Source organism: Halomonas halodenitrificans DSM 735 (assembly GCF_000620045.1).
Classification (GTDB): Bacteria; Pseudomonadota; Gammaproteobacteria; order Pseudomonadales; family Halomonadaceae; genus Halomonas; species Halomonas halodenitrificans.
In genome coordinates this window covers 1-23,307 of the sequence record NZ_KK211058.1, presented here as the reverse complement: position 1 = coordinate 23,307, position 23,307 = coordinate 1, and the positions used below count along the sequence as shown (strand labels likewise).

Genomic DNA, 23,307 nt, shown 5'->3' with positions numbered 1-23,307 from the left:
CATGGTTCAGCCGTGGAGGGTTTTTCGATGGCGGGCGGCAAACGAAGAAAAGCCCTTGTGGAACTCGTCCGCAAGGGCTTATTTCATTCTGCTTACAACTCGCGCGGTGCGCGTAGCGCGTAGGCGTTACCGTTCGATGGCGAGTGCCACGCCCTGGCCGCCGCCGATGCATAGCGTGGCGAGGCCCTTCTTGGCGTCCCGGGCGATCATCTCGTGGACCAGGGTCACCAGGATGCGACAGCCGGAGGCGCCGATGGGGTGGCCGATGGCGATGGCGCCGCCGTTGACGTTGATCTTGCTGGCATCCCAGCCCAGCTCCTTGTTGACGGAGAGTGCCTGGGCGGCAAACGCCTCGTTGGCTTCGATCAGGTCGAGGTCGTCGGTGCTCCAGCCGGCCTTCTCGAGGCAGCGGCGGGTCGCCGGGGCCGGGCCGATGCCCATGATGCTCGGGTCAACGCCGGCATTGCTGTAGGCCTTGATGCGAGCCAGCGGCTCGAGACCCAGGGCCTTGGCCTTCTCGGCGGTGCACAGCATCACCACGGCGGCGCCGTCGTTGATGGAGGAGGCGTTACCGGCGGTGACGGTGCCATCCTTCTTGAAGGCGGGACGCATGCCGGAGAGCTTCTCGGCGGTCACGTCCCGCGGGCCCTCGTCGGTGTCGAATATCACCGGGTCGCCCTTGCGCTGGGGGATCTCCACGGGAACGATCTGCCCCTTGAACTTGCCCTCACGAATGGCGGCGGAGGCCTTCTGCTGGGAATCGGCGGCGAAGGCGTCCATCTCCTCGCGAGTGATGCCATATTTCTCGGCGAGGTTCTCGGCGGTGATGCCCATATGGTAGTTGTTGAAGGCATCCCACAGGCCGTCGTTGACCATGGAGTCAATGGCCTTCCAGTCACCCATGCGCTGGCCGTTGCGCGAGTTGGGCAGCACGTGGGGCGAGGCAGACATGTTTTCCTGGCCGCCGGCGATGATCAGCTCGGCGTCGCCACAGCGGATAGCCTGGGTGGCCAGGTGCAGCGCCTTGAGACCGGAGCCGCATACCTTGTTGATGGTCATGGCCGGTACGGCCTCGGGAAGCCCGGCCTTGATGGACGCCTGACGGGCGGGGTTCTGACCGACGCCGGCGGTCAGTACCTGGCCGAGCAGCACCTCGTCCACCTGATCGCCGGCCACGCCCGTGGTGGCGAGGACATCCTTGATGACCTGGGCACCCAGGTCGCTGGCGGGAACGCCGGCGAGGGAGCCACCGAAGGAACCAACGGCGGTACGACGGGCGGCAACGATAACCACTTCTTGCATGGGAGCACTCTCCTTGCTGGAAAGACGAGCTTACGGTCTTGTCGAGGCAGCGGGACTCGACCGAGGGTCTTCAGCATAGGGGAGTCTTGTGCGGTGCCGCAATGTTTGCGTGGCGGCCATTGGTGGTAGGCGTTGCCGATTGGCGCCGTGTACCGCTCAGGCCATCTGAACGGGAATGGCGTGACTGGTATGGCTGACCCGATTACCTTCCTGTAGATACACCAGAGCGGGCTGATGAGCGTCCAGCTCGGCGTCGCTGTAGTGGGCGTAGCTGCAGATGATCACTCGGTTGCCTTCGGTAGCCAGATGGGCGGCGGCGCCGTTGACGGAGATCATCCTTGAGCCTGCTTCGGCGCGAATGGCGTAGGTGGTGAAGCGCTGGCCATTCTCGACGTTGTAGATCTGAATCTGCTCGTTCTCGCGAATGCCGGCCATGTCGAGCAGGTCGCCGTCAATGGCACAGGAACCTTCGTAGTTGAGCACGGCGTGGGTGACGCGAGCCATGTGCAGCTTGGCTTTTAGCATGATGGTATACATGGAATCAGGGTCTCCAGAGAGCTGCCTCAGTGGGGCAGTGTCAGGGTCAGGTTGTCGATCAGCCGGGTGCTTCCCAGCCGGACGGCGGCGAGCAGTACCGCTTCACGGGTAGAGGTCGTGACCGGCCTCAGGTCGCAGGTGCGCAGCTTCAGGTAGTCGGGATCGAGGCCGGCCGCCTGAAGGTCTGCCCAGCCATGCGCCAGGCTTGTGGAGGCGTCGGTCCCGGACTCCAGCTTGTCGCGCAGCCGGCACAGGGTAGCGTAGAGGCAAGGAGCACTGGCGCGCTGCTCGGTGCTTAGATAGCCGTTGCGCGAGGAGAGGGCCAGGCCGTCGGCGGCGCGCACGATGGGCACGCCGACAATCTCGATGGGGAGGTGCAGGTCGGTGACCATGCGACGTATCACCGCCAGCTGCTGGTAGTCCTTCTCGCCGAAGCAGGCGAGGTCGGGCTGTACCAGGTTGAAGAGCATGCCCACGACCGTGGAGACTCCGTCGAAGTGGCCGGGACGAGAAGCGCCACACAACCCCTCGGTCACTTCGGGCACCACGATGCGGGTCTGGGCCTCCAGGCCGCGTGGATAGAGAGTACTGGTATCCGGGGCGAAGAGCAGTTCACAGCCGGCGGCCTCAAGCCGCGACTGGTCCTCTTCGAGCGTACGCGGATAGGCGTCGAGGTCTTCACCGGCGCCGAATTGCAGCGGGTTGACGAAGATGGTGGCGACCACCATCTCGGCCCGCTCACGGGCCGCGGCGACCAGGGCCAGATGGCCGTCGTGAAGGTTGCCCATGGTGGGCACCAGGGCGATACGCTCTCCGCGCCGACGGGCGTTGCCCAGTACTTCACGCAGGGCGGGGATGTCTCTCAGGGTGCGCATGACAAGGTTCCGGGCTGGAAGCGGTAGTTAATACCGTGTTTAAAAACCGTATTTAACTTCCACAGTTAAAAACAGTGCTCCTCGGCGGGGAACCGCCGCGCCTTGACGTCCTCATGGTAGCGACGGAAGGCACCGTGAATGTCCTCGGCGTCAGCCATGAAGTTCTTGACGAAGCGTGGCTTGCGGCCGGGCGTGACGTCCAGCACATCGTGCATGACCAGGATCTGGCCATCGGTATCGGGGCCGGCACCGATACCGATCACCGGCACGTCGAGGGCCTCGGTGATGGCGCGGCCCAGCTCGGCCGGCACGCACTCCAGCAGGATGACCGAGGCGCCGGCCTCGACCAGGATGCGGGCGTCCTCGAGGATCTGGCTGGCGCGATCGGCATCGCGGCCCTGCACCTTGTAGCCGCCGAGCTGGTAGACGGTCTGAGGCGTCAGCCCCAGGTGGACACACACCGGCACGCCACGCCGAGTCAGTTCACGGATGCCATCGGCCATCCAGGCCTCGCCCTCCACCTTGACGAGCTCGGCGCCGGCCCGCATCAGCTCGCCGGCATTTTCCAGCAGGCGCTCGGTGCTGGCGTTACCCATGAAGGGCAGGTCGACCATCAGCAGGCTGGCACCCTTGCCCCGGGCCACGCAGCGGGTGTGGTAGCAGATTTCCTCCAGTGTGACCGGCAGCGTGCTGGTATGGCCCTGCAGGACCATGCCCAGGGAGTCACCGACCAGCAGGACGTCGATGCCGGCATCGCTGGCGGCCCTGGCGAAGGAGGCATCGTAGGCGGTCAGGGAGCTGAAGGTGTCACCGGCGCGCTTGTAGGCCTGCAGCGTGCTCAGGGTGATGGGTTTCATAGCGTGCTCTCTCGTTTGTGACGTCGGAGCGCGGCATGGGGTGCCGGCCCGTGTAACTCGCGATTGTTACCTGAATGGCCATGCTGTGTCGATGGGTAACACTTACGGACTGTCTTCCTGGAGCGGTAACACTTCGTTCAATAGACTATTGGCCTGTGTGGCCTCCAGGTCCGCCAGTTGCCGCCCGTCGGGCAGGCGCATCCGCGGTGCCATCGCCAGCAGTGGCACCAGTACGAAGGCGCGGCGGGTCATTTCCGGGTGTGGCACCGTCAGGCGCGGCAGGCACAGGGTGCTATCATCGAACAGTAGCAGGTCCAGGTCGAGGGTGCGGGGGCCCCAGCGGCGAGACCGCGTCCGGCGATGGCGTTGTTCCAGGGCCTGGAGCTGGTCGAGCAAGGCCAGTGGCGAGAGGCGTGTTTCCAGGCAGGCCACGGCATTGATGAAATCGGGTTGGTCCTGGGGGCCGACGGGACGACTCGCATACAGCGACGAGGCGGCGAGGCGCCGCGTCAATGGCAACCGGTCGAGCGACTCGATGGCCGACTCGACCCGGTGGCGAGGGTCATCGAGGTTGCTGCCCAGGCCGACCCAGGCGCGGTGCAGGCTCATGAGTCCAAGTTGCCGCCGTTGTTGCTTGAGTTCGAGCTGCCCCCCTTGTTGCTGTTACGGGGCTTGCGGCGCCGCGGACGCCGCTTGCGACCGGGTTTGCCGCTGCCGGCGGGATTGGCACCGGCCTTGTCGAGCAGGCGTGCCTGTTCGTGTTCGTCGGCCTTCTGGAAGGCGGTCCACCAATCACCCAGACCCGGGGCCAGCTCACCGGCGGCTTCGCGCAACAGCAGCATGTCGTAGGCGGCACGGAAGCGTGGGTGCTCACGGGTCTGGAAGGCTCGGCGGCCGCGGCGCAGCGGCAGCCGATGCTGTAGATCCCAGATGTCGCGCATGGGCATGCTGAAGCGCTTGGGGATCGATACATGCTGCAGCTGGCGGGATATCACCTGCTGGGCAGCGGCCTGTAGCGCGGGAATCGGCGGCAGGCCATTGGCCTGCTGCTCGGCCTGGCGCTTCACTACCGGCCCCCACAGCATGGCGGCGAACAGGAAGGCTGGTGTGACCGGGCGCTCCTCGTGGATGCGTCGATCGGTACTGGCCAGGGCCTCCTCGACCAGACGCTCGGCCCAGGGTAGCTCATCCATGGCCTCGGCAGCCTCGGGGAGTAGCATCTCGAACAGGCCGTAGTGGCGCAGCAGGCGGAATGTTTCGACGCCATAGCCGGCCATGAACAGCTTGAGCACTTCGTCGAACAGCCGCGCCGGAGGAATCTGCAGCATCAAGGGGGCGAGTTCGCGAATCGGCGCCTCGGTGGAGGGGGCCAGCTGGAAGTCGAGCTTGGCCGCAAAGCGTACGGCACGCAACATGCGCACCGGATCCTCGCGGTAGCGGGTCGCCGGCTCGCCGATCAGGCGCAGGGTGCGTGTCTCGATATCGTCCACGCCATTGGCGAAGTCGTGGATCGAGAAGTCGGCAATACTGTAGTAGAGGGCGTTGATGGTGAAGTCGCGGCGCAGCGCGTCTTCCTGGACGTTGCCCCAGACGTTGTCGCGCAGCAGCAGGCCGTCGTCGGACTGCTGGGCGATATGATCGGCGTGGTCGTCACCGGGCTTGCCGCGGAAGGTGGTGACCTCGATGACCTCCCGGCCGAAGCGCACGTGGACGATACGGAAGCGGCGGCCGATGATCCGCGAGTTACGAAACAGGCCCTTGACCTGTTCCGGTGTGGCGTCGGTCGCCACATCGAAGTCCTTGGGCATTCGTCCCAGCAGGGAGTCACGTATGCAGCCCCCGACGAGGTATGCCTCGAAACCGGCGTTATGCAGCCGATAGAGGACCTTGAGGGCAGCATCGCTGAGGTGCTGGCGCGAGACAGAGTGCTCTTCGCGAGGGATGACGCGGACCTCGGGTGCGGCGGCGGCTGCCTCGGTGCCGAACAGTGACTTCAGGCTCTCGCCGGGACTCTGCAGAAAACGGGTAAATCCTTTGAACATGCGACGATATCGACTCGCAGGGCGGAGAAAGCGTGTAAAGGCGTTGAGTGTAGCGGACCCCCGTGAGATTGCATAGCGCCGGTACCTCTTTGGCGCCTGCCTCCTGCTGGTGCCCAGACGTAGAAGGGGGAGGCCAGTGGCCTCCCCCTCAAGCAACGTTGCAGCGTCCCTACTGCTTGATTTTTCTTCGTGATGGCACATCGCCTTGAATACGCACCACAGTCACCAAGGAGTTCAGGCAAGCAGTGTTGTTATCCTTGTTGGCGCTCCCGGTGGAGACCGCCTCGTATTCAAAACAATAATCCAACCACGACGGCAAAAATTGCCTTCCCCCGGTGTGTTGTTGTTGTTTCCGGGGGTGCGCCTCGCTGGCCCCTTGTTCTTGTTGTGGGCGTGGCTGGCGCGTCGCGTCCTGAGTTTCCGGTGCCTCGTGTCTTGCTGTTGTTGTTAGGGCCGAGGGGCCGGGCACGTCATTTCAATTGTGCTTGTTGATGTCGTGCCTGTACGGCACTGGCCCACGCCTCTTGGCTTTGTTGTAGTGGGCCTGTGTCATCCGGGTTTCGCTGTTGTCGTTGTGTTGGGCGGCGGATGACGCCGGAACTTGTTTTTCTTGCCCTGTATGTAGCAGGTGGCATGCCAGGTTTAAATTTATCCATCAAATTCATGTTGTTATGTTTTTAGTGTGGAGAGGGTGCCTTGGGAAGGAACGAGAGTGTTACTCGGTTGGTGCCGTAACCGGGCACGACCTGTGTGGGACGGTAACAAATGGTGCGTGGACCGCCCGAAATGTGGCTCGATATACCAGAAGAGGGCGATAGAGCGGGGGTTGCACTTTGGTCGAAGATCGCCGGGAATGCAGCAATATTCGGGCATGAAAGGGGCGATGGAGTGCGGATTGCACTTTGGTCAAAGACCGTCGGGGGAGCGTTCGGGCCAAACAAGGTGGTGGCCGCGGGGCGGCCAGGGTCAATCGCTTCTGCGTCGCGAACTCTTCTTGCGAGGGATGCCGAGGCGTTGGCGGCGCTCCCAGAGCGACTTGCGGCTGATGCCGAGTTTCTGGGCCAGCTCGGTTTCGCTCATATTATCCTGATGTTCCAGCACAAAGTGCTGAAAGTAGTCTTCCAGAGAGAGGTCACCCTCGGGGGGGGGCTCCTCGTCGGCGGCGAGAGGTTGCCGGGGGGGAGTGGGATGCCGCTGCACCGGCGGGGCGCCAGCAGCCTCGCTAAGGCCCAGGTCATCGGGGTGGATCAGATGACCCTCGGAGAGGATCACGCCCCGTTCCAGGGCGTTTTCCAGTTCGCGTACGTTGCCGGGCCAGGGGTAGTGGCGGATCTCGTCGCGGGCGGCCCGTGAGAGGCGTAGCCCCTCACGTTCATGACGCCGACACGCCTTTTCCAGCAAGACATCGGCGATCAGCAGTACATCATCCTCTCGTTCGCGCAGGGGGGGAAGGTCGATCTGCATGACGTTGAGGCGGTAGTAGAGGTCGAGCCGGAATTCACCGGTCTTGGACAGTGCCTGCAGGTTGCGGTGGGTGGCGGCGATCAGGCGTACATCGACATGGCGAGTTTCCACCGAACCGATCTTGCGGATCTCCCCTTCCTGAAGCACGCGCAGCAGTCGCGCCTGGGCGTCCAGAGGCAGCTCACCAATTTCGTCGAGAAACAGGGTGCCGCCGTCGGCGGCCTCCACCAGGCCGGTACGTGCCGCACTGGCGCCGGTGAACGCCCCCTTTTCATGGCCGAACAGCTCCGACTCGATAAGCGTCTCGGGAATCGCCGCGCAATTGACGCAGATCAGCGCCGCCCGGGCTCGCCTGCTCTGCTGATGCAGGGCGCGGGCGACCAGTTCCTTGCCGGTGCCGGATTCGCCCTGGATGAGCACGGTGACATCGGCCGGCGCGGTCTTGCGAATCCGGGCGTACACCCGCTGCATCGCCTCGCAGTGGCCGATCATCGGTCGCGCCTGTCCGCTGGTATCCGCGATATCGGGAGGCTCGGCACGCAGGCTGCCCTGCTGATGCAGTACCCGGGCCACGGTCTCCAGCAGTTCGTCGTGGTCGAAGGGCTTGGCCACGTAGTCCACGGCACCCAGCTTGAGGGCGTCCACGGCGGAGCGCATGCTGGCGTAGCTGGTCATGATCAGTACCGGTGCCGGGGCGGCCCGGGCGATCAGTTCGGTACCCGGCTCGCCCGGCAGGCGCAAGTCGCTGATCACCAGGTCGAAGCACTGCGGATCCAGGGCCATGGCATCGCTCACCGAGCCGGCCTCGTCCACTCGATAGTCGTGGCGCTCGAGCAGCCGGCGCAGCGCGCTGCGGATAATGGCTTCGTCTTCTACGATCAGGATCCGGCTCATCGGGGTGTCTCACCCTCCTTCTGGTGATGCGGTAGCCACAGGCTGATGCGGGTGCCGCGTTCGGCTCCGGGCGGTGGCGACTCGACGTCGAGGGAGCCGTGGTGCTCGGCAACGATGCTGTAGACCAATGGCAGGCCGAGACCGGTCCCCTCGCCGGGAGGCTTGGTGGTGGTAAAGGGCTCGAAGAGGTGATCGCGCACGCTGGTGTCGATACCTGCCCCTTCATCGGTGACGCTGACTCTCAACCCGGAGGCTTCCGGGGTGGCCTCGATGATCACGTCATCCCCCGGGCCACTGGCGTCCCGGGCGTTGCCCAGCAGGTTGACCATCACCTGCAGCAGACGTTGGCTATCGCCTTCGACATGCTCCGCTGCCGGACACCGATTGTCGAAGTGCACATCGTCCCTCGAGCGGGCCAGGTGGATCAAGTGGATGGCCTCGTCGACCATCTCGGCAATCGCCACCGGGGCGAGCTCGCGGCCGGCGAGATGGCGACCGCCGTGGGCGAAGCCCACCAGCGAGGAGACGATTCGCGAGACGCGATCGGTGAGCTGCTGGATCTGCTCCGTGGTCTCCAGCACTTCCGGGTCGCTGGTCTCGTAGCGCAGATTCTGGGCCAGTGACGAGATGCCGGTGATGGGATTGCCGATCTCGTGGGCGACCCCGGCGGCCAGCTGGCCAATGGAGGCGAGGCGGGCGGCGTGTACCAGTTCATCTTCCAGCCACTTCATCTCGCTGTGATCCTCGACCAGGATCACCATGCCGCCGGGTTCGCTGTCGCTACCCTCCAGCGCGGCCTTGTGCAGGCTGAGATAGCGCGTGGCATCGTCCAGCACCACCGGTTGCTTGTAGAGCTGAGTACCGGGCTCGGCGATGATGTGTCCAAGCAGCTCGTTCCACGGGGTTGGCAGGCTTTCGCGCCGTGAACCTATCACGCCACCACCGTCGATGCCCGAGAGCCGGGCCAGGGCATCATTCCACATCAGCAGCTCGCCATCCTCGCCGAAGGCACATAGTCCCATCGGTAGTCGGGTCAGGGTGCGGCGATGATAGCGACGCAGGCCGTCGAGTTCCCGCGCCAGGCCGGTGAGCCGCGAGCGGTAGGCCTCCAGGCGGCTCTCCACGAAGTGGATATCTTCGGTGGCCCCCGGGCCATCCTGGCGATAGGGCAGGTAACGGTCGACGATGTCCTGAGCCACCGAGGGGCCCATCAGTCCCGAGAGGTTGGCCTGCAGACGGTCGCGCAGGCGCCGCAGCGCATAGGGACGACCATCCTGAGGGGACAGGCTAAGATCATCCAGGGCACGATCCACCTCGCGGGTCGCCACCGACTCGCCGAGGGCGCGGGCCAGAGGAAGCTTGAACTCCTCTCCGGAGGCCATCTCCAGCGGTAGGCGCTTGGGACGGATGACTGCATCCACCGAGCAGGCCTCGGCGGCGGCGCGCTCACCTTCGGATGTCGGAGTGGCCAGGGAGACCACGATAAGGACCAGGGCATTGCTCGCCAGGGAGACGAGGGTGACCGCATACCAGGCCGGCTCACCGTTCAGCATCTCGAGTCCCGGCGGAATGACAATCAGGGCGGGCAAATCGCTCAGCAGGGGGACCCACAGGCCGGCGAGCCACACCAGCAGGCCGACGACCAGGCCCGAGACCATGCCACGTCGGTTGGCGCCCGGCCAGTAGAGCAGGGCCAGCAGCCCCGGGAGGCACTGGGCCATGCCCACGAAGGCGGCCAGCCCCAGGCTGGTCAGGTCATGGTGTACGCCGATGAGGCGGTAGAACAGCCAGCCGCCGAGCACCACGGCGGCGACCAGGCCGCGGCGCAGCCAGCGCAGCCAGCGGTAGAGATCATGGTGAGCCTCGGGAGGGTGTGCCACCAGGAAGATGTGGTTGACCAGCATGCCCGATAGCGCCAGGGCGATCAGCAGCGTGGTGGCGCTGGTGGCGGCCAGCCCGGCGAGGAAGGCCAGGGCCTGGAGGGCTATCGAGTCGGAGAGGCCGAACGCCAGGTAGGCGGTCTCCAGGGAGGCGCTGATGCCCAGGCGCTGGCCGGCCCACAGGATCAGCGGCACCGGCAGCGCCATCAGCAACAGGAACAGGGGGAGTGCCCAGCTGGCCTGCAACAGGGTGTGGCGCGAGCGGGTCTCGGTAAACACCAGGTGGAAGATATGCGGCATCAGCAAGCCGGCGAAGAACAGCAGCAGCAGCGAGCGCCAGTGGGCCGGGTCGGTCTGGGTCACGCTGTCCTGGAAGGCCTGGCCCGGGCCCTCGAGCCAGGCCTGCACATCGGCGGGGCCCTCGAAGACCGCAAACAGCGCAAAGGCGCCCAGGCCCAGCATGGCAAGCAGCTTGATCAAGGACGAGAGTGCCATCACGGCCAGCAGGCTGTCGTGTTGGCCATCGATGCGCCGTCGACCCACGAAGCTCATGTCGAACAGCGCCAGCAGCACACAGAAGAACAGCGCCAGAGTGGCCGGCGAAGCGACGCCGGTCATCAGGTAGATGGCGTTGCCCATGGTCTGCACCTGCAGTGCCAGCAGCGGCAGCACCGTCAGCAGGCTCACCAGGGTGATCAGGGTGCCGACCCAGCGTGAGCGATAACGAAAGGCGAAGAGGTCGGCCAGCGAGGCCAGCTGGTAGGTGCGCACCATGCGCTGGATCGGCACCAGCAGCACCGGCGCCAGGAGGAAGGCGCCGGCCATGCCCAGGTAGTAGGTTAAATAACCGTAGCCCGAGGCGGCGGCCAGTTCCAGGCTGCCATGGATCGCCCAGGCACTGGCGTAGACGCCCAGCGCCAGGGCATAGACCAGTGGGTGACGGGTGATGCGCGTGGAAATCCAGCCGCGCTCCACGGCCTGGGCGCAGAGCCAGAGCAGCAGCAGAAAGCCGGCCCCCGAGCCAAGCATGCCGACCAGGCTAGCATTCATCGAGTTTTCTCCTGGCGATCATGACGGTACCCGGCGAGCGATACGGTCTCAGGCTAGCGTTCATCGAGCTTTCTCTTCTGCTCCAGCCACAGGGTCAGGGCGATCAGTACGCCCCAGATGACGAAGGGACGGTACCAGGCGACGTCGGGGCTGGCCCAGCCGTTCATCATCAGCGGCGAGAGCAGATAGCCGATGAACACCAGGAACAGCATTAAGCGGTAGGCGTACATGGCGCTTCCTTCTCCTTGGCTACGCCCTCGCCTGAGCGTCGGCGAGGGGGTGCTCGGCCCGAGGGCGAATGCGGGCCACCGACCACGTCTCCACGGCCCAGGCGAGCTGCTCGGTCACGGGTGCGGTGGCAAGCGCCTCGGGAGGTACCTGGTCGAGCGCCCTCAGGGCAGCGTGGAGCAGCGGACGCACCGAGGCGTCCCGCGTGGGGAGCGCCGGCGCCAGGTTCTGCTTCGAGAGCTTCTGGCCGTCTTCACCGGTGATCAGCGGCAGGTGCAGATAACGCGGTTCGGCGGCCCCGAGGGCATCCTGCAGCTGGCGCTGCCAGGGAGTGTTATCGAGCAGGTCGAAACCGCGCACGACTTCGGTAATGCCCTGGTCGGCGTCGTCCACCACCACGGCAAGCTGATAGGCCCAGAGACCATCCTTGCGCTTCAGGACCACATCACCGAGTTCGGCCGGGTCGAAGCGTTGTTCCCCGAACAGGCGATCCTGCCATATCACCGGGCGTAACCCCAGGTCGCTGCGTAGTCGCCATGCCACCGGCTTGTCGGGTTCGCAGACGGCATTGCGGCACCATCCGGGGTAGACAGGGTAGCCACGCCACTGCTTGCGTGAGCAGCTGCAGGGGTAGGCGAGGCCACGTTCGGTCAAGCGCTCGAGGGCGGCCTGATAGGCCGCGTCGCGGGCATGTTGCCAGAGCACCGGGCCATCCCAGTGCAGCCCGAAGGCGTCCAGCTGGCGCTGGATCTCGTCGCCCGCGCCGGCCGGGCAGCGTGGCGGGTCGATATCCTCGATGCGTAGCCGCCACTCGCCGCCGGCTTGGCGGGCATCGAGGAAGCTGGCCAGGGCCGCGATCAGCGAGCCGAAGTGGAGTGGCCCGGAGGGGGTGGGGGCGAAGCGTCCACGGTAGCGATTCATGCAGGCTTCCAGGCGTCGGATGCATGGACGGGCACCCAAGGGTGCCCGTCATGAAGGGTCAGCCACAGCACCGGCATACCGGAATCATCCGCCTAGCTGCTTTTCCTTGAGCTCGGCCAGCGTCTTGCAGTCCACGCACAGGGTGGCGGTGGGGCGGGCTTCCAGTCGGCGAATGCCGATCTCGACGCCGCAGGCCTCGCAGAAGCCGTAGTCGTCCTCGTCGATCATTTCAAGCGTCTCGTTGATTTTCTTGAGCAGCTTGCGCTCGCGGTCCCGGGTGCGCAGCTCCAGGCTGAAGCCCTCCTCCTGGGTAGCGCGATCGGCGGGGTCGGCGTAGTTGTTCGCCTCCTCCTGCAGATGGCGAACGGTACGGTCTACCTCTTCCATGAGATCCTGTTTCCAGCCCAGCAGGATCTGTCGGAAGTGCTCCAGCTGCTTCTCGTTCATGTATTCCTCACCCGCCGCCGGTTCGTAGGGGGTGAACTTCTCGAGAGCTTCCATTTTCTTATCGGCTACTGGCATGGTGCTGCCTCGTTACTTGTGTGACTGCTGATCGATATTCGCCGCCAGGCAAGATATCTCACGCCAAAGGCATGCTTGTTTAGCCGATAAACCATAGCTTTGCAAGCTTGAGCGGTTGTTCGGCTGCGATCTTGCCACCAAAGTCGCTACACTAGGGCCTCAGTAACACCATTCCTTGACCGTGTCGGAGAGGCCTTTCCCTCTGCATGGTGGCCTATCGACAGGAGACTTACCATGGCGTGGAGCCCGCGCATCGATCGAGTCGCCCCCTTCCGGGTAATGAATCTGCTGGAAACGGCCCAGGCTCGCGAGGCGGCCGGCCATGACGTGATCCACCTGGAGATAGGCGAGCCGGACTTTCCGACTCCGGAACCGGTGGTCGCCGCTGGACAGGCCGCCTTGTCGGCGGGTCACACACGCTACACGCCGGCGGCCGGGCTGCCCGCCCTGCGCGAGGCGATTGCCGGTCACTATGCGGCCCGATTCGGTGCCGAGGTGGACCCGCGCCGAATCCTGATCACGCCCGGGGCCTCCGGGGCGCTCTTGCTGGCCAGTCAGCTGCTGGCCGGGCCCGGCGACCGCGTGCTGATGGCCGACCCCAACTACCCCTGCAACCGCCACTTCATGGCCCTGGCCGGGGCCGAGGTGGATGCCGTGCCGGTGGGGCCGGCCAGCGGCTGGCAGCTGAATGCCGAACTGGTCGAGTCGCACTGGCATGACGCCACACGCCTGGCGATGCTGGCGACCCCCTCCAATCCTACCGGTCATATGCTGGACGCCGACCAGCTGGCGGCAGTGGCCGAGACGGTGTCTCGGCGCGGCGGACACCTGCTGGTGGATGAGATCTATCAGGGACTCTGCTATGACCTGGAGCCGCTGTCCATGGCCGCGATCACGCCGGACGCCTTCGTGGTCAACAGCTTCTCCAAGTACTTCGGCATGACCGGCTGGCGCCTGGGCTGGCTGCTGGCGCCCGAGGAGGCGGTCGAACCGTTGACGCGGCTCGCCCAGAACGTCTTCCTGGCCGCTCCCACCCCGGCACAGCATGCGGCACTGGCCGCCTTTACCCCCGAGAGTCTGGATATCCTCGAGGAGCGGCGAGTCGAAATGGGTCGCCGCCGGGATGCGCTGCTGGCCGGGCTGGCACGGCTCGGACTCGCCCCGGCGTTGCCGCCTCAGGGTGCCTTCTATCTGTGGCTGGATATCTCCCGCTACAGCAACGACAGCCAGGCCTTCTGCCAGCGCCTGCTGGACGAGGAGAACGTCGCCATCACGCCGGGAAGCGACTTTGCCCTGGAGGGCGGCGAGCGGCATGTGCGCATCGCTTTCACCACCGGAGTCGAGCGACTGGAGGAAGCGGTGAGTCGTCTCGAGCGCTTCCTGGCGCGTCAATAAGGAACGAATGCATGGACTATCCTCCGCTGGTCGGCGGTGTTCTGCTGCGCCGCTACAAGCGCTTCCTGGCCGATGTGCGGCTCGATGATGGCCGTGAGGTGGTAGCCCACTGCCCCAATACCGGCTCCATGCGCGCGGTCAACATGCCGGGCTGCCGGGTATGGCTATCGCCCAGCGATAATCCCAGACGCAAGCTGGCATGGACCTGGGAGCTGATCGAGCTGCCTCAGCCCGATGGCAGCCTGGCGATGGCCTCGGTGCAGACCGGGCGCGCCAATCGCATCGTCGAGGAGGCGCTGCGTGGCGGGTGGGTGTCGGCGTTGAGCGGGTATGCCGACCTGCGACGCGAGGCGCCGGTCGCCACCGAGGGCGAGAAGGCCTCGCGGATCGACTTTCGTCTCGATGACCCCGAACGCGGCACGGCCTTCGTGGAGGTCAAGCAGGTGACGCTCAGGGAGAGCGACGGGCATGGCTACTTTCCGGATGCGGTGAGCGAACGCGGCAGGAAGCACCTGGAGGCACTGATGGCCCTGGCTGAGGTGGGGCAGCGCGCGGTGCTGCTGTTCTGCGTGGCCCACGAGGGTATCGACGATGTCGCCCCCGCCGAGCACCTGGACCCCGCCTATGCGGCCACCCTGCGCGAGGCGGCGGGGCGGGGCGTGGAGGTGCTGGCACGCCGCTGCCGGGTGCGGCGCCGCGACGGGGTGCCGGTGGCCATATGCCTGGATGCCGAACTGCCCGTGGCGCTTCAGCGGCGGTTAACGGTCGGTGCGGTTAACGGTCGATATAGAAGCGCTGGATAAACTGCACATGGGCGGGTTCGCCGTTACGGTCGTGATACACCTCCAGGTCGAAGCGCATTGGCGCGCCGTCGTCGATGCGAAACACCGCGACCTGTGAGGGCGTGTCGCCGATGCGCAGGGTGCGAAAGCTCAACGGGCTGTCATCGGCATGCTCGCCTACGCCGCCCACCCGGCCATCGACCCTGGCCGGTACGCTGCGGGTGGTGCCATCCTCGCGCTTTTCGAGCACGCTGACGTTGAGCAGCGCCAGCGCCGGGTTGCGCTGGATCTGGTGGTCGCGGGCCACCGCCTCGGGCAGGAAGCTGGTGGCCACCGCACTGTAGTGAATCTGGACGTCGCCGACCCGTTCGAACTGCTGGGCGGTAGCGGTACCGGTCAGCATCATCATTGCGCCGAGTAACAGGGCGCTCACAAGGCTTCGCATCGTCGTCTTGCCTCTTGCCGTCTATCGCTGATGGCTTTTGGGTCAGCCGCGGGTGACCCGGAAGATGGCGATCTCGCCGAACAGGTTGGGCCACAGCCGCGAGGTCCAGTGGCCCTCGTGGTCGCCGATGCCCACCGCCCGGTCGACGATGATCAGCCCCTTGTCGCGGCAGAGTTGCTCGAAGTCGTTGAAGGTCGACAGGTGAATGTTGGGCGTGTCGTACCAGGCGTGGGGCAGCGACTTGGAGACCGGCATATAGCCGCGGATGCCCAGGTGCACCCGGTGGCGCCAGTAGGCGAAGTTGGGGAAGGTGATGATGGCCTCGTCGGCCACCCGGAACATCTCGTCGAGGGCGCGATCGGGGCGCCGCAAGGCCTGGAGGGCCTGGGTCATCACCACCAGGTCGCAGGCCTGGTCGTCGAAGTTGGCCAGCCCATCGTCGATATTCTGTTCGATGACGTTGACCCCCTTGGCGACACAGGCGGTGATGCCTTCGGAGTCGATCTCCAGGCCGTAGCCGGTGACTCCCTTGTCGCGGGCCAGGGCGTCGAGCAGGGTGCCGTCGCCGCAGGCCAGGTCGAGAATATGCGCGCCCTGGGGCACCCATTCATGGATCAGCTTGAGGTCCGCGCGGTTCATGGGGAGTCCTCCAGGCCCAGGTCCCGAGCCACCCGCGACATGAAGGCGGCGAATACCGCCTGGTAGCGAGGCTCGGGCATCAAAAAGGCATCGTGGCCGTGACGCGAGTCGATGTTGGCATAGCTGACCGGCTTGCCGGCACGAATCAGGGCGTCGACCAGCTCCCGGGAGCGGGACGGCGGGAAGCGCCAGTCGGTGGTGAAGCTGGCCACCAGGAAGGGGCAGCGGGCCGGCGCCAGGGCTTGGGCCAGGTCACCGTCGTGCAGGGAGGCCGGGTCGAAGTAGTCCAGCGCCTTGGTCATCAGCAGGTAGGTGTTGGCGTCGAAGGACGTGGAGAAGGTGTCTCCCTGATAGCGCAGGTAGGATTCGACCTGGAACTCGACGCCATAGCCGAAGTTGAACTCATCGCTGCGCAGGTCGCGGCCGAACTTGTGGCCCATGGCGTCTGCGGAGAGATAGGTGATGTGCCCGACCATGCGGGCCAGCTTGAGCCCGCGACGGGGGATCGCCGAATGCTCGGCGTACCAGCCGTCATGAAACTCGGGGTCGGAGCGAATGGCCTGGCGGGCGACCTCGTTGAAGGCGATATTCTGGGCCGAGAGCCTGGGCGTGGCGGCGATGACGGCGGCACTGGCGACCCGCTCCGGGTAGCTCAGGGACCACTGCAGTGCCTGCATGCCGCCGAGGCTGCCGCCGATGACCGCGGCGAAGCGCTCGATGCCCAGGCGGTCGGCCAGCCGGGCCTGGCTGTGCACCCAGTCGCCCACGGTCATCATCGGAAACTCCGGGCCCCACAGGCGGCCCGTCTCGGGGTTGAGGCTGGCCGGGCCGGTGCTGCCGTGGCAGCCGCCGAGGTTATTGAGCGAGACCACGAAGAAGCGCTCGGTGTCGATGGACTTGCCGGGGCCGATATGCGCGTCCCACCAGCCCGGTTTGCGCTCCTCGGCGTCGTGGTAGCCGGCGGCGTGGTGGTGGCCGGAGAGAGCATGGCAGATCAGCACGGCGTTGGAGCGCTCGGCGTTGAGGGTGCCGTAGGTCTCGTAGACGAGGTCGTAGGCCGGCAGCGTCATGCCGCAGGCCAGGTCAAGGGGGTCGTCGAAGTGAGCCGTCTGGGGCGTCACCAGGCCGACCGAGTCGCGTGCGATCTCGGGCATCAGTCCTTCCGTCTCCCGTCGTTGCGAGGAAGTGTTTGCCGCTGTTGTCAGAGCCCTACCAGGGCGCCGGCGAGTCCGGCGGCACGGGTCAGCGAGGTCACCACGATACCATCGATCAGGCTGATGGCGATGAAGACGAAGATGGGCGACAGGTCAATCATGCCCAGCGGCGGGATCACCTTGCGCACCGGCGCCATGATCGGTTCGAGCAGCTGCATGACCAGCAGGGCCCCCGGGTGGCTGGCGTTGGGGGCCACCCAGCTGAGGATGATCATCATGATCAGCGCGAAGAAGTAGATCTTGAGAACGGCATTCGCCAACGCCGCCACGGCACCGATGGCCACTCCCGCGATGGATGGCATGCCGAAGCCCGCGATCTGCAGGATCAGCACGATGCTGACCGCCTTGATCACCAGGCCGCAGGCCAGGGTGGCCAGGTCGAAGCGACCCATCACCGGCCCCAGGAAGCTCTGGAAGGGGCGGACCGCCGGCTGGGTGACCTTGACCACCGACTGGCTGATGGGGTTGAAGTAGTCTGCGCGGGAGGCCTGCAGGAGCAGGCGCAGCATCAGCAGGAAGATGTAGATATTGACCAGGGTGTTGATCAGCGTCAGGCCGGCGCTGCCCAGTTGACTGCCCATAGGGGCCTCCTCAGGATTGGTTGGAAGTCGCGTGGCGTATCGGTACGCCGGGACTCAGTTCTTGTCGAGTTCGGTGGCCATCTCGCTGGCACGCGTCGCAGAGGCGTTCATGGCCTCGGCCAGGATGGTGCGCAGGCCAGCCTGCTCCAGATGCTCGATGGCACGCTCGGTCGTGCCACCGGGCGACATCACATTGCGCTTGAGCTGGGCGGGCGACTCGTCGCTGGCCATGGCCATCTTCGCCGCCCCGAAGGCCGTCTGCATGGCCAGGCGACGAGCGGTATCCGCGGGGAGTCCCTGCTCGACGCCGGCGGCCTCCATGGCCTCGAACATCAGGAAGAAGTAGGCGGGGGCGCTGCCAGAGACGGCGGTGACGGCCTCCAGCAGGGACTCATCGTCCACCCACTCCACCAGGCCCACGGCCTCCATCAGCTCGGTCGCCAGGTGGCGCCGGGCCTCGTCGACCCGGGCATTGGCGTAGAGCCCGGAGGCGCCGGCGCCGACCAGCGAGGGTGTATTGGGCATGCAGCGTACCAGCGGCAGATTACCGCCCAGCCAGCGCTCGAGGGTCTCGGCGGACAGGCCGGCGGCCACCGAGATGACCAACGGGCGGCGGGCCTGGATGGCGTCGTGCAGGTCCTCGCATACCTGGCGCATGACCTGCGGCTTGACGGCCAGTATCACCACGTCGGCCTCGGCGACCGCCGCGACGTTGTCGGTGGTGGTGTGAATGCCGAGCCGCTCACGCAGCGGGGCCAGCCCGGCGTCATGGCGTGAGGTGGCGGTGATGCTGTCGGCACCGAAGCCGCTTTCGATCATGCCGCCGATGATGGCACCGGCCATGTTGCCGGCGCCGATAAAGGTGACTCGGTTTGCCATGGAGATGTCCTATATGACTCGCTGAAGGCGGCCGCCCCTGGCGGCCGCGGCGTTGGATTAGTCGTGTCGCTGCCTGGCCCCGAAGATGGCGGTGCCCAGGCGCACCAGGGTGGCCCCCTCGAGTACGGCGGCCTCCAGATCATCGCTCATACCCATGGAGAGGGTGTCCAGCGGGGCATCGGGGAAGCGCTTGCGGAGTTCCTCGAGGGCCTCGCGCAGCCGGGCCATGGGGGCGCGCTGGGCGGTTCGGCCCTGGGCCGGTGCGGGGATCGCCATCAGGCCGCGCAGGCGCAGTCGCGGCATGTCCAGTATGGCCTCGGCCAGCGTCGGCAGCTCCGCCAGGGATACCCCGGACTTGGAGGCCTCGGCACTGATATTGACCTGCAGGCAGATATCCAGCGGCTCGAGGGCGGCCGGACGTTGATCATTGAGGCGGCGGGCAATCTTCACGCGGTCTACGCTATGAACCCAGGCGAAGTGCTCGGCCACCTCGCGGGTCTTGTTCGATTGCAGCGGGCCGATGAAATGCCATGCGATGCCTTCGAGGTCGGCCAGAACCGCCTGCTTGTCCAGGGCTTCCTGAACATAGTTTTCGCCGAAATCGCGCTGGCCCAGGTGCCAGGCCTCGCGAATCATGGCGGCGGGCTTGGTCTTGCTTACCGCCAGCAGGCGGGCGTCGGCCACCGGGCGGCCGGCCTCTGCCAGGGCATCGGTCAGGCGCCGTCGGGCGGTGGCAAGGGATTCGGAGATTGCCGGCTCCGTCATGTCTCGGGCTCTGTCATTCTGATTCTCACAAGACGCACCATAGCGGGAGCGGGGGAAACGCATGGATATTACCGAATTGCTGACGTTCTCGGCAAAGCAGAACGCCTCGGACCTCCATCTTTCGGCCGGCCTGGCGCCGATGATTCGTGTGGATGGCGACATTCGCCGGCTCGAGATGCCGGCCATGGACGACAGCGAGGTTCGCGGGCTGATCCACGCCATCATGGCGGATCGTCAGCGCCGCGACTACGAGGAGTACCTGGAAACCGACTTCTCCTTCGAGCTGCCGGGGGTCTCGCGCTTCCGTGTTAACGCCTTTCATCAGGCTCGTGGCGCGGGGGCGGTGTTTCGTACCATTCCCACCGAGGTGCTGACCCTCGAGGACCTGGGGCTGGGGCAGGCGTTTCGGCGGCTCTCCATGCTGCCGCGTGGCCTGGTACTGGTCACCGGCCCCACCGGCTCGGGCAAGAGCACCACCCTGGCGGCGATGATCGACTACATCAATGAGCATCGCCATGAGCATATCCTGACCATCGAGGACCCGGTGGAGTTCGTTCACGGCTCCAAGCGCTGCCTGGTCAATCAGCGCGAGGTGCATCGCGATACCCATGGCTTTGCCCCGGCACTGCGCAGCGCCCTGCGTGAGGACCCGGACATCATCCTGGTCGGCGAGTTGCGTGATCTGGAAACCATCCGGCTGGCGCTGACCGCCGCCGAGACCGGCCATCTGGTGTTCGCCACCCTGCATACCACCTCCGCGGCCAAGACCATCGACAGGATCATCGATGTCTTCCCCGGCGATGAGAAGTCCATGGTGCGTTCGATGCTCTCGGAGTCGCTGCAGGCGGTGGTCTCCCAGACCCTGCTCAAGCGCATGAGTGGGGGGCGGGTGGCGGCCCATGAAATTCTGGTGGCCACGGCGGCGGTGCGCAACCTGATTCGTGAGGACAAGGTGGCGCAGATCTACTCGGCCATCCAGACCGGTGGCGGTTTGGGCATGCAGACCCTCGATGCATCGCTGGCCAGGCTGGTGGCGGATAACGTCGTGGCCCATGACGAGGCTCAGGCCAAGGCCAGGGGCGTCATCTGAGCCGGTGGCCCAGGCATTCGTCAGGCGGCGTAGACCCCTCCCAGCACTCGAGGGCCCGCGGCGCCGGTGACACTGGGCAGGTTGCCCGGGAGTCGGGCCAGGCGTCGCCAGGCCAGCCAGGCGAAGGCGCCGGCCTCCAGCCAGTCGGCGTGCCAGCCCCACTCGGCGCTGTCGCCGAGAGTGGTGTCCGGCAGGCGCCGCGACAGTCGACCCAAAAGGTCGCGATTGTGGGCACCGCCGCCACAGGGAATCAGCTGCGCCGCGGGTGGAGCAGCGAAACGCTCCCTAGCCATCTCTACCGCCAGGGCCACGCTCGCCGCCGTCAGTTCGGCCAGGGTGGCCTGCACGTCCTCCGGGCGCTCCTGACCGCCTAGCCGTTCGGCCAGCCAGTCGAGATGAAACAGCTCGCGGCCGGTGCTGCGGGGCGGTGGCAGGTGGAAGAAGGGCTCTTCCAGCAGGCGTGCCAGGAGTGCCTCGTCGACCCTGCCCGAGGCTGCCCAGGCGCCATCGGCATCGAAGGCACCGCCCCGGTGGCGCGCATGCCAGGCGTCCAGCAACGCGTTGGCAGGGCCCGAATCGAAGCCTAGCGGGGCGCGGGTGTCCTCGTCGGGAGGCAGCAGCGTCAAGTTGGCGAACCCCCCGAGATTGAGCACCAGTCGCCACTCCTGCGGGGCCTGGAACAGGGCCCGATGGAAGGCCGGCGCCAGTGGCGCCGCCTGGCCACCGGCCGCCAGATCGCGGCGTCGGAAGTCAGCCACGACCGTGATGCCGGTGAGTTCGGCCAGGCGGCTGGGGTTGTCGAGCTGCAGGGTATAGGCGGGGCCGCCGTCATGACCGTAGGGGGCATGCTCGATGGTCTGGCCATGGCTGCCGATGGCCTCCACCGCGTCGGGCGAGGTGTTACTGGCCTTCAAGAGGGCGGCGACGGCTTCTGCCTGGAGCCGGCAGAAGGCCTCCTCGGCCGCCGCCAGTTCGGCGAAGCTGACCCGGCTGGCGTGGCAGAGCTCCCATAGCAGCGTCCGTAACCCCGGCGGCATGGTTTCGGCATGGCTGGCCAGCAGGCGGGGCCGGCCGCCATCCGGTCCAGGGTCGATCTCCACCAGGGCGGCATCGAGACCGTCCAGGCTGGTGCCGGACATCAGGCCGATATATAGAGGCATGGGGGTCTCCCGAGTCGTGTGGTGTCAGCGTAAGGCGATGACTCATGCTACCATTCCGCCCCATTCGATGGCCCCGTCGGGCCCGGCAACCTTATGCATGGAGTAGGAGACGATGAGTGATGTGGCGAGCGCGCTGGCGCTGCTGAAGCGGGGAACCCAGGAGATCCTGCTGGAAGAGGAACTGGTCAAGAAGCTGGAGTCCGGGCGCAAGCTGCGCATCAAGGCGGGCTTCGACCCCACCGCGCCGGATCTGCACCTGGGCCATAGCGTGCTGCTGACCAAGATGCGCCAGTTTCAGGATCTGGGGCATGAAATCGTCTTCCTGATCGGCGACTTTACCGGGCGCATCGGCGATCCCTCCGGCAAGAACGTCACGCGCAAGCCCCTCACCCAGGAAGCGGTCAAGGCCAACGCCCAGACCTACAAGGAACAGGTCTTCAAGATTCTCGATCCCGAGAAGACCGAGGTGCGCTTCAACTCGGAGTGGTTCACCGCCATGAGCGCCGCCGACATGATCGAACTGGCGGGGCAGAGCACGGTAGCCCGCATGTTGGAGCGCGATGATTTCGAGAAGCGCTACAAGAGTGGGCAGTCTATCTCCCTCCACGAGTTCCTCTATCCGCTGGTTCAGGGCTACGACTCCGTGGCCTTGAAGGCGGATATCGAGCTGGGTGGCACGGATCAGAAGTTCAACCTGCTGATGGGGCGCGAGATTCAGAAGCATTTCGACCTTGAGCCTCAGGTGGTGATCACCCTGCCGCTGCTGGAGGGGCTCGACGGCGTGCAGAAGATGTCCAAGTCCCTGGGCAACTACGTGGGGGTTGATGAATCGCCGGGTTCGATATTCAACAAGCTGGTCTCCATGCCGGACAGCCTGATATGGCGTTATTTCGAACTGCTCTCGCTGAAGTCCAACGAGGAGATCGAGGCGCTCAAGCGTGATGTCGAGCAAGGCGCCAATCCGCGCGATATCAAGATGCTGCTGGCGCGCGAGCTGATCGGCCGCTACCACGGTGAAGACGCCGCCGCCAATGCCCACCGTTCCGCGGGGAATCAGCTGGCCGAAGGCGAACTGCCCGAGGATCTCCCCGAGGTGGAGGTGGATTTCGAAGGCGTCGCCCAGGCCCCGATCGCTGCCGTACTCAACCGCTCCGAACTGACCAGGAACAGTGCCCAGGCCAAGGACATGCTCGGTAATGAGCGAGTAAGGGTCGATGGCGAGGTCGTCGAGCGCGACCATATGCTGGATACCGGGAAGAGCTATGTCATTCAGGCTGGCAAGAAGCGCTATGCCCGGGTGACGCTCAAGTAGCGAAGAAGGCATGGCCAGCAATAACGCAACGCCCGCCGAGAGCGGGCGTTGTTGTTTCTACGGGGTAATCCGTGAAACGGCCTTCCTCATTATCTGCCTGTCGATGCTTTCCCGATGCATCGACCGGGGAAGAACTCCGACCCCGGGAGGTGTATCCACAGGCCTGTCGCAGCACCGGCATGTGGATGGATCGAGTGGTCATCAGGGCAGCGTATTCGGCGGCCGGCCGTGGCCCTGAAACTTTTTTACGCCGAGGGCTTGCAGGCCCGAGGGGAAAGCCGTAAAGTACGCATCCGCTGCCGGCAACGGGCAAACGTTGCAGGCGGTGAATGTGGCAGAAGTGGCTGTTCTGCAATGGGTTTTTCGGAAGGCTTCGAAAATCACCGGTTGACAGTCGCGGCAGATTCGGTAGAATGTGCGCCACTCGTGACGAGGCCTCATTGAGGCGTCAGGCGAACCTCTCGATGCTTCGG

22 protein-coding genes are annotated in these 23,307 nt (G+C 65.6%); 4 read left to right on the top strand and 18 right to left on the bottom strand.

Annotated elements, in window-relative coordinates; translation table 11 throughout:
- Positions 1-126: 126 nt before the first annotated feature.
- From Q358_RS0114030 to dksA, 11 genes are all read right to left on the bottom strand, one after another.
- The gene (locus tag Q358_RS0114030) at positions 127-1,302 is read right to left on the bottom strand and encodes an acetyl-CoA C-acetyltransferase (RefSeq protein ID WP_027962547.1); all 1,176 of its coding nucleotides are present in this window, start codon (positions 1,300-1,302) and stop codon (positions 127-129) included.
- Between the two features lie 156 nt (positions 1,303-1,458).
- Positions 1,459-1,839 carry an aspartate 1-decarboxylase gene (gene panD, locus Q358_RS0114025; protein ID WP_027962546.1) on the bottom strand — a complete coding sequence of 127 codons (381 nt, stop codon included), beginning with the start codon at positions 1,837-1,839 and terminating at the stop codon, positions 1,459-1,461.
- A gap of 26 nt (positions 1,840-1,865) precedes the next feature.
- Positions 1,866-2,714 carry a pantoate--beta-alanine ligase gene (gene panC, locus Q358_RS0114020; protein ID WP_027962545.1) on the bottom strand — a complete coding sequence of 283 codons (849 nt, stop codon included), beginning with the start codon at positions 2,712-2,714 and terminating at the stop codon, positions 1,866-1,868.
- A gap of 65 nt (positions 2,715-2,779) precedes the next feature.
- Complete coding sequence (gene panB, locus Q358_RS0114015; RefSeq protein WP_027962544.1) at positions 2,780-3,571, bottom strand: 3-methyl-2-oxobutanoate hydroxymethyltransferase; 792 nt, start codon at positions 3,569-3,571, stop codon at positions 2,780-2,782.
- A 102-nt stretch (positions 3,572-3,673) separates the two neighbouring features.
- Positions 3,674-4,180 (bottom strand): 2-amino-4-hydroxy-6-hydroxymethyldihydropteridine diphosphokinase, encoded by a 507-nt coding sequence (gene folK, locus Q358_RS17675; RefSeq protein WP_043488509.1) that lies wholly within the window; start codon positions 4,178-4,180, stop codon positions 3,674-3,676.
- Complete coding sequence (gene pcnB, locus Q358_RS17670) at positions 4,177-5,613, bottom strand: polynucleotide adenylyltransferase PcnB (RefSeq protein WP_043488507.1); 1,437 nt, start codon at positions 5,611-5,613, stop codon at positions 4,177-4,179. Before pcnB ends, folK begins: the two co-directional genes overlap by 4 nt.
- Before the next feature lie 966 nt (positions 5,614-6,579).
- Positions 6,580-7,971, bottom strand: coding sequence for a sigma-54-dependent transcriptional regulator (locus tag Q358_RS0114000; protein ID WP_027962543.1), 1,392 nt, complete (start codon positions 7,969-7,971; stop codon positions 6,580-6,582).
- A complete protein-coding gene (locus tag Q358_RS0113995) occupies positions 7,968-10,901 on the bottom strand; it encodes an ATP-binding protein (protein WP_027962542.1) in 2,934 nt (977 codons plus the stop codon). The genes Q358_RS0114000 and Q358_RS0113995 overlap by 4 nt, the downstream gene beginning before the upstream one ends.
- 53 nt (positions 10,902-10,954) lie before the next feature.
- Positions 10,955-11,131 carry a hypothetical protein gene (locus Q358_RS18830; protein ID WP_027962541.1) on the bottom strand — a complete coding sequence of 59 codons (177 nt, stop codon included), beginning with the start codon at positions 11,129-11,131 and terminating at the stop codon, positions 10,955-10,957.
- A gap of 19 nt (positions 11,132-11,150) precedes the next feature.
- Complete coding sequence (gene gluQRS / locus Q358_RS17665) at positions 11,151-12,050, bottom strand: tRNA glutamyl-Q(34) synthetase GluQRS (protein WP_043488504.1); 900 nt, start codon at positions 12,048-12,050, stop codon at positions 11,151-11,153.
- 84 nt (positions 12,051-12,134) lie between these two features.
- Complete coding sequence (dksA, locus tag Q358_RS0113980; protein ID WP_027962540.1) at positions 12,135-12,572, bottom strand: RNA polymerase-binding protein DksA; 438 nt, start codon at positions 12,570-12,572, stop codon at positions 12,135-12,137.
- 234 nt (positions 12,573-12,806) lie between these two features.
- On the opposite strand from dksA, the gene Q358_RS0113975 reads away from it, so the two are divergent.
- Together Q358_RS0113975 and sfsA are read left to right on the top strand one after the other, a co-directional pair.
- Positions 12,807-13,967, top strand: coding sequence for a pyridoxal phosphate-dependent aminotransferase (locus tag Q358_RS0113975; RefSeq protein WP_043488503.1), 1,161 nt, complete (start codon positions 12,807-12,809; stop codon positions 13,965-13,967).
- 11 nt (positions 13,968-13,978) lie between these two features.
- Complete coding sequence (sfsA, locus tag Q358_RS0113970; protein ID WP_027962538.1) at positions 13,979-14,770, top strand: DNA/RNA nuclease SfsA; 792 nt, start codon at positions 13,979-13,981, stop codon at positions 14,768-14,770.
- On the opposite strand, the gene Q358_RS0113965 is transcribed toward sfsA, so the two are convergent.
- Genes Q358_RS0113965 through Q358_RS0113940 form a run of 6 tightly spaced genes read right to left on the bottom strand, consistent with a single transcriptional unit; the run spans position 14,742 to position 19,272 of the window.
- On the bottom strand, positions 14,742-15,194 hold the full coding sequence (locus Q358_RS0113965; RefSeq protein WP_043488501.1) for a DUF4426 domain-containing protein: 453 nt from the start codon (positions 15,192-15,194) through the stop codon (positions 14,742-14,744). The two genes, sfsA and Q358_RS0113965, sit on opposite strands and share 29 nt — an antisense overlap.
- Before the next feature lie 42 nt (positions 15,195-15,236).
- Positions 15,237-15,833 carry a methionine biosynthesis protein MetW gene (metW, locus tag Q358_RS0113960; RefSeq protein WP_027962536.1) on the bottom strand — a complete coding sequence of 199 codons (597 nt, stop codon included), beginning with the start codon at positions 15,831-15,833 and terminating at the stop codon, positions 15,237-15,239.
- Positions 15,830-16,987, bottom strand: a complete 1,158-nt coding sequence (gene metX, locus Q358_RS0113955) for a homoserine O-succinyltransferase MetX (protein ID WP_027962535.1) — start codon at positions 16,985-16,987, stop codon at positions 15,830-15,832. Before metX ends, metW begins: the two co-directional genes overlap by 4 nt.
- Before the next feature lie 47 nt (positions 16,988-17,034).
- A complete protein-coding gene (locus Q358_RS0113950; protein WP_027962534.1) occupies positions 17,035-17,628 on the bottom strand; it encodes a YggT family protein in 594 nt (197 codons plus the stop codon).
- Between the two features lie 54 nt (positions 17,629-17,682).
- Positions 17,683-18,507, bottom strand: coding sequence for a pyrroline-5-carboxylate reductase (proC, locus tag Q358_RS0113945; protein ID WP_027962533.1), 825 nt, complete (start codon positions 18,505-18,507; stop codon positions 17,683-17,685).
- Between the two features lie 57 nt (positions 18,508-18,564).
- Positions 18,565-19,272: a YggS family pyridoxal phosphate-dependent enzyme gene (locus tag Q358_RS0113940; protein WP_027962532.1), complete on the bottom strand. Its 708-nt coding sequence runs from the start codon at positions 19,270-19,272 to the stop codon at positions 18,565-18,567.
- 61 nt (positions 19,273-19,333) lie between these two features.
- On the opposite strand from Q358_RS0113940, the gene Q358_RS0113935 reads away from it, so the two are divergent.
- Positions 19,334-20,362 carry a type IV pilus twitching motility protein PilT gene (locus Q358_RS0113935; protein WP_027962531.1) on the top strand — a complete coding sequence of 343 codons (1,029 nt, stop codon included), beginning with the start codon at positions 19,334-19,336 and terminating at the stop codon, positions 20,360-20,362.
- Between the two features lie 20 nt (positions 20,363-20,382).
- On the opposite strand, the gene Q358_RS0113930 is transcribed toward Q358_RS0113935, so the two are convergent.
- Positions 20,383-21,522 carry an anhydro-N-acetylmuramic acid kinase gene (locus Q358_RS0113930; protein WP_027962530.1) on the bottom strand — a complete coding sequence of 380 codons (1,140 nt, stop codon included), beginning with the start codon at positions 21,520-21,522 and terminating at the stop codon, positions 20,383-20,385.
- A 112-nt stretch (positions 21,523-21,634) separates the two neighbouring features.
- On the opposite strand from Q358_RS0113930, the gene tyrS reads away from it, so the two are divergent.
- The gene (tyrS, locus tag Q358_RS0113925; RefSeq protein ID WP_027962529.1) at positions 21,635-22,834 is read left to right on the top strand and encodes a tyrosine--tRNA ligase; all 1,200 of its coding nucleotides are present in this window, start codon (positions 21,635-21,637) and stop codon (positions 22,832-22,834) included.
- The last annotated feature ends 473 nt before the right edge of the window (positions 22,835-23,307 follow it).